The 12,424-nt window shown below is 64.1% G+C and carries 8 protein-coding genes; 4 read left to right on the top strand and 4 right to left on the bottom strand.

Features of this window, described 5'->3' with window-relative positions:
• Positions 1–94 precede the first annotated feature (94 nt).
• From C8C92_RS21895 to C8C92_RS21910, 4 genes are all read left to right on the top strand, one after another.
• On the top strand, positions 95–2,770 hold the full coding sequence (locus C8C92_RS21895) for a TonB-dependent receptor (RefSeq protein ID WP_116745225.1): 2,676 nt from the start codon (positions 95–97) through the stop codon (positions 2,768–2,770).
• Between the two features lie 279 nt (positions 2,771–3,049).
• Positions 3,050–3,361, top strand: a complete 312-nt coding sequence (locus tag C8C92_RS21900) for a hypothetical protein (RefSeq protein ID WP_165829221.1) — start codon at positions 3,050–3,052, stop codon at positions 3,359–3,361.
• 44 nt (positions 3,362–3,405) lie between these two features.
• Complete coding sequence (locus C8C92_RS21905; RefSeq protein WP_116745226.1) at positions 3,406–4,293, top strand: MurR/RpiR family transcriptional regulator; 888 nt, start codon at positions 3,406–3,408, stop codon at positions 4,291–4,293.
• 81 nt (positions 4,294–4,374) lie between these two features.
• Complete coding sequence (locus C8C92_RS21910; RefSeq protein WP_116745227.1) at positions 4,375–5,697, top strand: aspartate aminotransferase family protein; 1,323 nt, start codon at positions 4,375–4,377, stop codon at positions 5,695–5,697.
• Here C8C92_RS21910 and C8C92_RS21915 read toward each other — a convergent pair.
• The 4 genes from C8C92_RS21915 to C8C92_RS21930 all read right to left on the bottom strand — a co-directional run bounded on the left by C8C92_RS21915 (position 5,694) and on the right by C8C92_RS21930 (position 12,414).
• Positions 5,694–5,957, bottom strand: coding sequence for a PAAR domain-containing protein (locus C8C92_RS21915; RefSeq protein ID WP_116745228.1), 264 nt, complete (start codon positions 5,955–5,957; stop codon positions 5,694–5,696). The two genes, C8C92_RS21910 and C8C92_RS21915, sit on opposite strands and share 4 nt — an antisense overlap.
• A 28-nt stretch (positions 5,958–5,985) precedes the next feature.
• Positions 5,986–7,329, bottom strand: a complete 1,344-nt coding sequence (locus tag C8C92_RS21920) for a hypothetical protein (RefSeq protein WP_243420324.1) — start codon at positions 7,327–7,329, stop codon at positions 5,986–5,988.
• Between the two features lie 69 nt (positions 7,330–7,398).
• Positions 7,399–9,645 (bottom strand): DUF3274 domain-containing protein, encoded by a 2,247-nt coding sequence (locus tag C8C92_RS21925; RefSeq protein ID WP_116745230.1) that lies wholly within the window; start codon positions 9,643–9,645, stop codon positions 7,399–7,401.
• Between the two features lie 24 nt (positions 9,646–9,669).
• Positions 9,670–12,414: a type VI secretion system Vgr family protein gene (locus tag C8C92_RS21930; protein ID WP_116745231.1), complete on the bottom strand. Its 2,745-nt coding sequence runs from the start codon at positions 12,412–12,414 to the stop codon at positions 9,670–9,672.
• Positions 12,415–12,424 lie beyond the last annotated feature (10 nt).

The raw sequence follows: 12,424 nt of genomic DNA on the forward strand, positions 1-12,424 counted from the left end.
GTCATCCCCCCTACCATGCTTCCTGAGCAAGTTCCAGCTCTGGCGGCGACTGCCGCGGCATTCTCAACATAACTACAATACAGGTGGAGACAAGATGAAGCAATGGATGGCAACGGGCACCCGCACGCCCAGGCAAAACACACGGTTGACCTTGAAGGCCACGGTGGCAGCGCTGGCCGGCGCGGGCCTGCTGAGCGGCGCTTCCGTCTGGGCGCAGCAGGCGCCCGCCGTGGAAACACCGGCGGTAGAAGTGGCAGAAGTGGCAGAAGCAGCGCCGGTGGCGGCGCCAGCCGACAGCGGCATCGCTGTCGTCGCCGTCACGGGCGTGCGCAGGGCGGCACAGAGCGCGCAGACGATCAAGAAGAACAACGACCAGGTGGTCGACTCCATCGTCGCCGATGAAATCGGCAAATTCCCCGACAAGAACGTGGCCGAAATCCTCGGCCGCGTGACGGGCGTGCAGGTGCGCCGCGAAGGCGGCGAGGCCGGTACCGTCGTCATCCGCGGCTTGCCCGGCGTGGTGACCTTGCTCAACGGCCGCGAAATGTTCACCTCCGTGGGCCGCAGCCTGTACCTGGCCGACATTCCGACGGCCATGCTGCAGCGCGTGGACGTGTATAAATCACAGGGCGCCGACATGGTCGAAGGCGGCACGGCCGGCGTAATCGACGTGCGCACCAACCGCCCGTTCGACTTCAAGGGCTTTACGGCGTCTGGCAACGTGCGCGCCGAACACCGCGACAAGTCCGGCTCGACGGACCCGAACGTCAGCGGCATGGTCTCGAACCGCTGGAAAACCCCATACGGCGAATTCGGCGCCCTGCTCGGCCTGTCCTACCAGCGCAGCAAATACTATGACGAGACGATCTGGAACGCCGAACCGGTGAAGCGCCCCGAAGCGGGCAATATCACCGGTCCCGATTCGGTCGGCATGATCCCGACCGTGGGCGACCGCAAGCGCTATGCGGCGAACGCCGCCTTCCAGTGGCGCCCGAACTCGCAGGTGGAAGTGTATGCGGAAGGCATGTCGACCCTGATCAAGCATGCGTTCGACAGCCAGTTCTTCGTCGGTTCGCTGCCGTGGGGCCAGAACCCGGACATCACGCTGATCCCCGGCACCACTCAGGCGGCCACGGTGGGCAAGATCGACGGCCCGTGGTCGCCGTTCACGCTCGGTTCGACCCAGGCGCGGCGCGACCGCTCGATCGGTTCGCAAGGCGCCATCGGCGCGCGCTGGGACATCACGCCGCAGCTGCGCGCCACCACGGAGCTGGCGCGCACGGTGAGCAACTTCGAGCGCGAATTTCCCATCCTCGACTTCCTCGCGCATCCGACCAGCATCATCGGCAGCACGAACGTCAACGGCGGCGCGCAGATCAGCTACCCCGGCTACAACATGCTGGACCCGAAGAACTACACGCTGCTCGGCTTCTACGATAACCACAGCCACGACGAAGGCAGCTCGACCGACTGGCGCGCCGACGTCACCTACGACATGGACAGCACGGGCTTCTTCCGCGAATTTTCGGGCGGCGTGCGCATGGCCAAGCGCAAGGCCGAGTCGATCCGCGAAAAAAATGGCCAGGGCGGCCTGACGTCGACCATGTACGCAGACGCGATTCCCGGCCTGGCCTGCACCTCGCACGAGAACACGGGCAACTTCGGCCTGCAAAGCTGGCTCACGCCATGCCGCGACTTCATGCTCAACAACACGGGCGTGCTGCGCCAGCTGTTTACGGGTAGCAGCGAACGCAGCCCGGACGATCCGATGAGCCACTACATGGACGTGGAAAAAACCAATGCCGTGTACGGCAAGGCGCGCATCGGCTTTGACCTGGCACAAGTGCCGGTCGATGGCACCTTGGGCGTGCGCGTGGTGCAGACCAAGCAGGACTTGCAAGGCAATTCCTCGCAAAACGGCATCATCACGCCCGTGCGCGTGAAAACGTCGGACACGGACGTGCTGCCCAGCCTGACCCTGAAAGCCATGCTGCGCCAGGACCTGATCGCCCGCCTGACGGCCGGCAAGGCCGTACAGCGCCCGAACTTCGCCGACTTCAACCCGGGCGTGACCCTGGGCCAGAGCCTGGAAATGGTGCGCCCGACGGGTAGCGGCGGCAATCCCGACCTGAAACCCGTGGAAGGCAAGAACCTCGACGTGGCGCTGGAATGGTATTTCGCGCAGACGGGCTCCGTCACGGCCACCGTGTTCCGCCACAACTTCAAGAATTACATCCTGTCCGGCTCGGCCAAGGAAACGTATGGCGGCATCGTGTACGACATCACGCGCCCGCGCAACACGTCGAAGGGCCACCTGCAAGGCCTGGAAATGGCCTACCAGCAGTTCTACGACAAGCTGCCCGGCTGGATGAGCGGCCTGGGCCTGCAAGCGAACGCCACCTACATGACGGGCGAACTGGCAGAACTCGATGGCAGCGTACATCCGTTCACGGGCATGTCGAAATGGTCGGCCAACATCGTCGGCCTGTACGAACAGGGACCATGGTCGGCGCGCCTGGCCTACAGCTGGCGCGACAAATATGTGGACGACTACAACTACCGCGGCAAGGGCATCCACATGACCGTGGCGCCCACCAAGACCCTGGACGCGTCGGTGTCGTACAAGCTCAACCCGCACACCACGCTGACGCTGGACGCCAACAACCTGCTCGACTCGACCTACCGCGACTACCACGACACGCCGGACTATGTGCGCGATGTGCGGCGCTATGACAAGGTTGTCGGCTTGTCCCTCCGCTGGAGCTACTAGTGGACACCTGACCAAACCGGCTGCGCGGCGCGCTTTGCGGCCGGCGATGCTCACGGCACTAAAGTGCCGCTGCGCTTCTCGGCCACAAATCACTGCCGCTCGCGATGGTTTTGTCAGGCGTCGAAACGTCGTTGAAATTCATAATTTTTTTTCTTCCTTGCGAGGGTTTTCAGCGCCAGCCGGCAACGGTTGGCGTTTTTTTTGCATTGAGGAATCTATCCGACATTGGAATTGATCTGGCGCAAGGTACCGCCACCGGGGCGCTTTTATGCTGGCAGCTTGACTAGCGAACCCGGCGGGGACAGCATGCGCGATGCACGGCACGTCGATGCACAGTTATTTCAACCCGACATCCCGGTGCGGCTCGACATGCGCACGGCGGCGCTGGTCGAACATGCGCTGGCCTTGCAGGAAATGGCCGGCACGGGCGCCGCCGCCCTGTTCCTGCATTGCCACGACGTGCCGCTGCCCACCGCCTTGCGCGTGCTGACGACGGGTCCGCGCCGCAAAGCCGCCGGGCCGCACCTGTTTGCCCGCCTGCGTCCGCGCACGGCCGCGCTGGCGCAAGGCTTGCCGCTACCGGCGCGCTGACGAATCCTGTACCATCGCCGCAACCTATCCAATGAGGCACGGCGATGCAGGCAGCGACACCCCACGATTCCTATGCGGCACTGATGGACCTGATCAAGGCGCGCCATGCGGAGCTGAGCCCGCAATTCCAGGCCGGCGCCCGCTACCTGGCCGACCATCCGGACGACGTGGCCGTGTCCTCGATGCGCAGCATCGCAGCGCGCGCCCAGGTGCAGTCGGCCGCCCTGGTGCGCCTGGCGCAGCAACTGGGCTTTGCCGGCTGGCCGGAACTCAAAGCCATCTTCGTCGAGCGCCTGCGCGCGGGACCGGCCGGGTATGCTGAAAAAGCCAACGCGCTGGCTGGCAAGGAAGGCAATCTGGTCACCGAAATGTTCACGGTGCAGCAGCGCAACCTGGCCGCCACGGAAAGCGCCAACCACGCCGCCCTGGACGCGGCCGCCAGCCTGCTGCAGGCGGCGCCCCGCGTGCACGTGGCGGGCTTTCGCGCCGCCCACCCGATCGCCTACACCCTGCACTACCTGTACCGGCTGCTGCGCCCCAGCGTGCAGTTGCTGAGCGGCCAGGGCGGCACGCTGGAGATGGATTTGCGCGCCCTGCAGGCGAACGAAGCCGTCGTCGTCGTCAGCTTCGCGCCGTATTCGAGCGAAGCGCTGCTGGTGACGCAGGCGGCGCGCCAGGCCGGCTGCCTGGTGGTCGCCATCAGCGACAGCGCCATGTCGCCGCTGGCCCTGCAGGCCGACGCCAGCATCGTCATCGCCGTCGACAGCCCCTCGTTCTTCCCCTCCATCGTGGCCGGCGTCGCGGCCGTGGAAAGCCTGGTGGAATTGCTGGTGGCGCGCGCGGGGCCGGATGCCGTGCACGCCATCGGCGCGGCGGAAAAGCAATTACGGGCGCTGGGCGCGTACGCAAAAACATCATATGATGTAAATTAAAAACAAATACATCAAACGTTGCATTACAGGGCGGCGCATCCTATACTCGACCATCTCCCTTGCCGACAAGAAAGCGATGCCATGAGCCATGTCTTCCACCGCAGCCTGACCGCCACTTACCCTGTCGCCACGGGCGGCGATGGCCCTTACCTGATCGATGCAAACGGTAAACGCTACCTGGACGCCTGCGGCGGCGCAGCCGTCTCGTGCCTCGGCCATGCGGATGCGGCCGTCATCGCCGCCGTGCAGCAACAGATTGCCAGCATGGCGTATGCGCACAGCTCCTTCTTTACCAGCGAGCCGATGGAGCAGCTGGCCGATTTCCTCGTCGCCCGGGCACCTGCCGGCATCGACAGCGTGTATTTCGTCTCGGGTGGCTCGGAAGCGGTGGAAAGCGCGTTGAAAATGGCGCGCCAGTATTTCGTCGAGCGGGGCCAGCCGCAGCGCCGCCACGTTATCGCGCGCCGCCAGAGCTACCACGGCAACACCCTGGGCGCCCTGGCCACGGGCGGCAATGCCTGGCGCCGCCAGCAGTTCGAGCCATTGCTGATTGGCGTGACGCATGTGTCGCCCTGCTACGCCTGGCGCGACCAGCAAGCGCATGAAACGGATGGCGACTACGTGGCGCGCCTGGGCCAGGAGCTGGAAGACAATATCGCCGCACTGGGCGCGGACAACGTCATGGCCTTCATCGCCGAACCCGTCGTCGGCGCCACGGCTGGCGCCCTGCCCGCTGTCGCCGGCTATTTTGCGCGCATGCGCGCCATCTGCCAGCGCCATGGCATCCTGTTGATCCTCGACGAAGTCATGTGCGGCATGGGCCGCACGGGCAGCCTGTTCGCCTGCGAGCAGGAAGCCATCACCGCCGACCTGATCTGCATCGCCAAGGGCCTGGGCGCCGGCTACCAGCCCATCGGCGCCGTGATGGTGTCCCAGGACATCCGCGAGACCATCCGCGCCGGCACGGGCTTCTTCCAGCATGGCCACACGTATGTCGGCCACGCCACGGCCTGCGCCGCCGCCCTGGCCGTGCAGCGGCAGATCGAGGAACGCGATTTATTGGCCAATGTGCGCGCCATGGGCGGCTTGCTCAAGGAGCGCCTGCAGCAACGTTTCGATGGCCATGCGCACGTGGGCGACATCCGCGGACGCGGCCTGTTCCTGGGCCTGGAACTGGTGCAGGAGCGCGCCAGCAAGCGGCCGTTCGACCCGGCCCGCCGCCTGCACGCGCGCATCAAGGCGCACGCCATGCAGGGCGGGCTGATGTGCTACCCCATGGGCGGCACCATCGACGGCCTGCGCGGCGACCACATCCTGCTGGCGCCGCCCTACATCATCGACGCCAGCCACGTCGATGAGCTCGTCGACAAGCTGGGCACGGCCATCGACGCCAGCGTCGTCTAACCGCGCCCGCTGTTGCCCACGGTGGACATCAGGCTGGCGCCGCAGCTGGTCTTGTGACCATCAAAGGCCACGGGCACGCCATCGATCAGCACCCGCGGATCGCCCTCGGCGATCACGCAGCGCACGTGACCCTTGATCGGACACACGCAAGGGTCGCCCTTGCGCGCCACGGCCACGCCCAGCACCGTACTGTTCGGCGCCGCCCCCACCACCTTGCCGCCATGGCTGGTGGGGTCGTTCAAACGGATCACGCCACGCATGCTCTTCTCCTTGAATAGGTAAAACGCCTCATTGCGAAAACCCCTGGTAATACTCGCGCGCATCGTGGCGCAAGCCCCACCAGGGCAGATACGCATGGTTGCCGCTGCGCGCGCGGAACCATGGCTTGCCGGGCTGGATCGGCCGCACCACGGCGGGCGGCGCCACCACCAGCGCCACGGGGGCGGACAGGTCGCTGGTGCCGGCCACCAGCACGGGTTTACCGAAATGGTGCGCGTGAGCGATGCCCAGCGCCACGTTCGTCAGGGCGGTACCCGCGCCCGTCTCGCCCAGCACGGCGGTCAAATTGAAGCTTTGTTTGAGGAAATCGAATTCCGGCAATTGCACGGTGAGCGTCTGCGCCAGCGCGCCGAGCCGTGCGGACGAATCCTGGTGCGTATTGCCGGCGTCGTGGATCAGATAGCCGATCTCGCTATCGCGCCTGTTCGCCTTCGCTGCCGCGTCCTCGATGGCCGCCGTCCACGCCTGCACCAGGCGCGGCGGTTCGCCCTTTTTGACTTCAAAATCCGCCGCCTGTTTGGTACTCGGATACCCTAGCCACGCCAGCGGCGCCCGCTCCGTCTTGTAGTCGGGGCCGGCCAGCACCAGCAGCACCAGGTTTTCGTTGATCTGCCGATCCAGGGGACGGCTGGGCGCATCCCAGTTCATGGCCCAGACGGTTTCCTTGGGATGGCTTTGCAGGTAGTCGAGCGCGGCGGAAAGTGAAGTAAAACCGGCGTTGGGGCCGCCCATGGTGACGCGGACGTCAGGTGGGGTGGAGCGGGTCCAGAGGGTGGGGAAATTGGGATTACCGATATCAAAGATATCACGAATATACTCGCGCACAAAATCCGTCGCATCCGCAAGATCCAGCTTTCCTTCAGGAATCGCATACTCAACATGGATGCCGGCCAACTCACGCCAACGCGACCTGTCCTTTGCTGAGTGGACATTGTAGAAATACTCAGGATCTGAAAAATACGGGCTACGAAATAAATTCATAACTTCACGAATGTACTTCCGATGATAACCACGAAACGTTTCCTGACCTTCATTTCCAGCGACAACAGGTGAAACAGCCTGCAAACTAGAATACTTGATAGGGTTTTCCTTGACCATATCGTCGGCAGGATTTGGTTGCACCAGTCCCATAGTCCACAGCAATTGCCATTGCGTGGGGTAATCCCGCCGTTGCAAAGGGTTCAGCCATTGCACGGCGACCACTTGTGCCATGTACGGTCGCTTGACCGTGTCAGGTGAGGCGGTAACGGCATTTTCCGGCGTAGTAGGCGATGAACGAAGACGCGCGCAGGCCGTCAGAAAAATTAGCGCCAAAAACACAAGCAATGCATACAAAAAAAATGATTTCAACATGCGAGACTCTCCATGGTGGAAACAAATTGTGAGTAACATTCTTAATAAGGGGAATCAATCGACATGGAATTACCCATGCGCCATTTCACCCGACGTCGGCCTCGCGTCCAGTGGCGGATTTTCACGCTGATCGATGATTAATGTCGGCATGCCAGCCTCGCATCCGGACTGTTTTACCCAAGCAGAAATAGTTTTCCGATGGAGCTCTCCTTTATTAAAATATTCCAGGAATTCGATGGCAGAATTATCGTCACCCACCCACTTCAACAACCTCCAATCAGCCGCCACCCTCAACTTGCGCAGCTGGTCCGGCTTGATGCGGCACACGCCCACCGCCACGTCGTACGCGAGCGCCCGCTCTGCGTGCATGGGGTTGGTCAGGATGGTGGAATGGTCGGTGGCGTAGGCGCCCGCCTGGAGGGACATCATTTCCTCTATCCGCGTGCTGCGCCATGCTTGGTATTCGGCGTCGGGCGTGGCGTTGGGCATTTCCTGCTGCACTTTTTGGCCTGCGGGACTTTTCCCTTCCCGTACGGCTTGCGCGCGTATCACCGCGCGCTGCTCGAATCGCAGGCGCGCCTCGTCATCGGCCGTGCCCCTGGCGCTGTCCATGCGTTTGGCTTCGCTTTTCGCCGCCTGCCCCTGCAGGCCGCCGGGCGGAATCTCATGATCGGCAAGGTAATCGTCGCCGGCAGCGCGCTGCTTGCCCGCCTGGCGCGATTCGCCGGGAGGCGCGTAGCCTTCATCGAATTCCTCCCTTGTCTGGCCAAAGCGCAAGGACTGCGGCTTGAAGGGCGGCAGCAGGTCGGGTGCGTTCAGTTCGATTTTCCAGTCTTTGTGGGGCGAGGCATTGCAAGGGCTGCGGGCCAGGCCCGTTAACACGATAAACAAGGGCGCAAACCCAACCGTCAGGATGGTGGAAAAGGCGCCCTCGCTGGCCTCGACGCCCTGCTTGATGGAATACGACGCATATTTCTGCGCCGGAAACCAGAAGTCCTTGCCTCCCGGCGTGGGTTTGCGCCAGTGATCGCTCCAGTAGTGATAGCTGCCCTGCTTGCCCACCTCAAACCCCTGGGCAAACACGTGCTGCACGCACACGCCTGCGGCCTCGGTGGCAGCCAGTTCGCCGCCGTCCTTGCTATCCTTGGCCAGCGAACCCGACAGGCCGCGCCAGCCGATGCCCTCGATGGCCACGGACGACACCACCATGTCGTGCGGATTGCAATAGATGGTCACCCTGCCATACGATGATTTCTTGCCGCCCCGGGCGGCGCCGGCAATCCCGTATTGTTCACGATCTTTGGCGGCGGAAAAACCGTGCTGCAGGTTGGCCATGCAGCGGTCGATTTCCTCGTCTGTCTGCGCCTCGCCCAGGCTGGCGCGCTGGCTGATGAGGACAAAGAAGTTTTTCAAGGTGGCGATGCGCGCCTGCACCGTCAGCCTGCCCGTGCTGCCGTCCGCCGCACGCAGATTGCTGGCCACCCAGTTCTCGGCGCTATTGCTTTTCGCCAGGCTGTAGGGCGAATTACAAATCACATAGTTGTCGGCCACGCAGGGAACGCCATCGGTGTTGGGCAGGCGGGCGCCGAGAAAAGCGGCCGCCATCGCCACCATCGTGCCCTGGCTATGGCACACGATGGTGACGGGCACGTCGGCCTGCTGCTGGCGGATGGCTTCAACCAGCCTGGCCAGGCGGTAGGCGGCCAGCACGAAATACGCTCGCGGCGGGCAGCTGTACACTTGCCGTTCCGGGAAGGGATTCATGTGCTGTATCGTGTTCCACAAGAATAGACCCTCGCTCAGCCCATCCTTCCACAAGTCGGCCAGCGCACTGCAGCCATTGGCAAACGGCCCGCCGCCCCAGTAGTCTTCTTCATTCAGGTAGATGCCCTTGCCGTATTTCTGCAGTTCCTCGCCCGAAGCCTTGTAGCCCCAGCGAAAGCGGATCACGGGAGAAAAAGTGCCCGCATCGCGGATCAAGGTATCGGCCGACATTTCCGGGTTGAGAAAGCCTTCGGCCGTGATCTCGGCGCCATAATTGACAGCCTTCAGTTCGCCGCCTTCCACGCCGTGATGCATGATGTGCTCGCAGTTGCGCTTGAGGCGCTCGTTCAGGCCCTTGCACAGTCCCTCTTCGGCTGCCGCGTACCACTCGCCATCGGAATTGACGCCGTGCACGAAGATCACGATGCCGGGCAGCGGCAGTTGCTGCAGCGTGTCCCGGTCGCTGCTCTGAAAATTGGCGTTGCAGGAAAACTGGCCGAGGATGTCGATTGTGGGGTCGTCGCACAGCGGTGGATGGGGGTCGAACAGCATGGTGTGCTCTCCAGTGACGGGGGTTCAGGAACGGCGGCGGAAGAAAAATCCCTTCAGCCGCTGCAGGTGATCGGTCGCCACCTTCGGCCCGCGCCCGTCGGCGCCGCTGACGCCCGTCAAGGGACTGTCGCCTTCGCGCTCGATGTGCACTTCCACGCCTTCGACGGGCAAGCCATCGGTGGGACGCAGCAAGCGCGGCACGCGGCCCAGTTCGCCCTCGCCGAAGGTGGGCAGCTCGCCTTTCATGCTGGCCGGGCCGTTCCAGTGGTGGCCATCGGTCTTCACCGTCAGCGCGCCGGGTCCGCCCAGTTCCACCGCGCCGCCCGACAGTTTCAGGTAGGCGCCGCCCGCCGTCATGAAGGTGATTTCGTCCTGCGCCACGCCGACCAGCCGCGTGCCGGCTGTCAGGCGGATTTCCTTGGCGGCGTCCGCCTGCAGAAGATCGTGCTGGCTTTGCAGCAAGAACTTGCCAAAATGGGCCACCTGCACGATGCCGTCCTGGTGCGCGAACAGGGAAATGCCCTTGCCCGCGTTGACGTTGCAGCGCTGGGCCGCGCTCAGTTGCAGATGCTGCTGGGCCACCAGGTCGATATTCGCGCCCGCGTTGCCGCTGATGGTTTGGGGGGTACTCAGCGCCAGGCCCTCGGGCGCCGTGATGCTGACGACGGCCTGGTCGGCGGCAATCGCGGCCCCCAGCGCCTTGCTGCCGGCCGCGTCCAGCGCCAGCGCCTGATGCTGGGCGGCAAATTCGCCCAGGGAGCTAAACAATTCCAGGCATTCTTTCATCACGGCGGCATGCTCGCTGCCATCGAGTTGCTTGCCGCTGGCGCCCAGCTGTTTCCAGGCCGAAATCAGCAGCGAACGGGCCGTGCGCACGCTGCCGCTGGCGTCGCTGCGCAATTCAAAGCCGTCGCCGCGCTGCCGCCCTGCGCCGTCGCTGCGCGGTTCGGTCAGATAGCCGAGGTTCAATTGCGTGACCGCCTGGTCGCTGGCCAGTTGCGCGCTGATCTGCGACGGCGTGTCGTCAAAGCACAGCTGGTTGCCGCGCCCACCGCGCACTTCGCGGCTGCGCATGCCGGACAGATAACGGTTGCCCGGCAAGGCGCCGCGGCTGCTCAGGCCCGGCGGCACGCCCACGGCGTTGTACAGCTGGCCGACGATGACGGGCCGGTCCGGGTCGCCGCCGAGAAAATCGATCAGCACTTCCGCGCCGATGCGCGGCAAGCTCAAAGTGCCGCATTGTTTGCCGCTGCCCGGGCCATTGCCGGTCCAGCTCGATGCCACGCGCACCCAGGCCGAGTCGCGCTCCGTATCGGAAGCGCCGGAACCGTTGGCATGCACGTGGTCCGGCGCGCGCGTCGCAACAAAACGCACATTGACGCGCCCCAGCGCATCGCAATGCACTTCTTCGCCGGCAGGCCCGACGACCAGCGCGCTTTGCAGGCGCACCACCGGCAAGTCGCTGCGCGGGTCGAAGCCGGGCACGATGTCAACGCCGCGCCGCACGCAGGTAAAACGATTGCGATAGCGCAAGATCGACGCGGGCTCGGCAGCAGCAACCTGCGCCAGGCCCGCGTCCGCCTGCCAGCCGCTGTGCGCGAACAAACGCTCTATGCGCGCATCCAGACCTTTCGGCAAGTTGTTGCTGGCCAACACGCTCACGGCCGTGAGCACGAACTGGCGCTCGGACGCCGGGTGCGTGTCGATCTCCGCATGTCCTTGCAGACTGAACCATTGACCCACACAGAAATCGCGCACGCAGCTTTCGCCCTGAAAACACTTGGTCTCCAGGTCGTGGCGCGCCATCGCCAACTGCCCCAGTTGGCGATGGTCGTCGTTGCTGGCGCCGGCCAGCGGCATTTCCACGATGTAGTCGTCCAGGCTGGCCGCCAGGCGATTGCCGTTACCGCCCTGGTCCGCCTTGCTGCCCGCTTGGGTGCGCATGAATTGCGGGCTGTGCGGGTGGCCGTCATCCCAGCTGTAGCGCTCCGACTTTCCGGGCTGCAAGCGACGCACGGCATTCCAGGCCGTGACCGTGTCTCGCTCTTCGGTGGCGTCATCGCGGTGATAGCGCACCGTGCCGGCCGCGTTTTGCGCCAGGCGGCTGGCGTCGTCGAACAGCAGCAGAGTATGCACGGGCACGTGCGCGGCGTTCGCGCTGGCGGGCGCTCCCGCCTGGAAACACCAGGCGATGCCGCGGCGCCTGAGCAGGCGGCGGATAAAGGCGGCATCGGATTCATTATGCTGCATCGTGAATTCGCGCATGGGCAAGCTGCGCGCCGCCAGCGCCGCATCGATGGCGAGATCCAGGCTGGCGGCGAGCACGCTATTGCCCTGCAGCCACTCCTCAAACAGGAGCTGCACGATCTGCAATTCGTGTTTGTTGCGAAAAACCCGCGTATTGATACGTTTTTCCATCAAGGCCAGACCATCGCGCAGCACCAGTTGATAGGTCGCCAGGCCACCATCGCTTTGCCCCGCACTCGCTTCGGCGACGATGCCGCAGACCCTGCGCAGCTGCCCCTGATCGGTCACTATTTGCAATTCGGCCGGCACGGCGATGAACTGTTTCAGCGGCAGCTGCGCCTCGGTGGCCACGCACAGGATGCGGTACTCAATCCCGCCGCAGATGGCCTCGCTGCCGCTGATGCGCTGCGGCAGCAAGACATCCTCATTGATGCCTTCCGGGTAAGCGAGGCGCAGCCGCAAGGCGCGATTGCCTGCAGTCAAGGCCTTGTCCACGGCCAGCCATTGCGTGTAGTCTTCCATGGTTTTCTTC

It is taken from the genome of Janthinobacterium sp. 78 (assembly GCF_003096775.1).
GTDB lineage: Bacteria > Pseudomonadota > Gammaproteobacteria > Burkholderiales > Burkholderiaceae_D > Janthinobacterium > Janthinobacterium tructae.

Coding starts and splice junctions, on each gene's coding strand:
- C8C92_RS21915 (WP_116745228.1), bottom strand. CDS start 5,957: ATGCGTGGCGTGATCCGTTTGAACGACCCCACCAGCCATGGCGGCAAG.
- C8C92_RS21925 (WP_116745230.1), bottom strand. CDS start 9,645: ATGCTGTTCGACCCCCATCCACCGCTGTGCGACGACCCCACAATCGAC.
- C8C92_RS21910 (WP_116745227.1), top strand. CDS start 4,375: ATGAGCCATGTCTTCCACCGCAGCCTGACCGCCACTTACCCTGTCGCC.
- C8C92_RS21895 (WP_116745225.1), top strand. CDS start 95: ATGAAGCAATGGATGGCAACGGGCACCCGCACGCCCAGGCAAAACACA.
- C8C92_RS21930 (WP_116745231.1), bottom strand. CDS start 12,414: ATGGAAGACTACACGCAATGGCTGGCCGTGGACAAGGCCTTGACTGCA.
- C8C92_RS21920 (WP_243420324.1), bottom strand. CDS start 7,329: ATGTTGAAATCATTTTTTTTGTATGCATTGCTTGTGTTTTTGGCGCTA.
- C8C92_RS21905 (WP_116745226.1), top strand. CDS start 3,406: ATGCAGGCAGCGACACCCCACGATTCCTATGCGGCACTGATGGACCTG.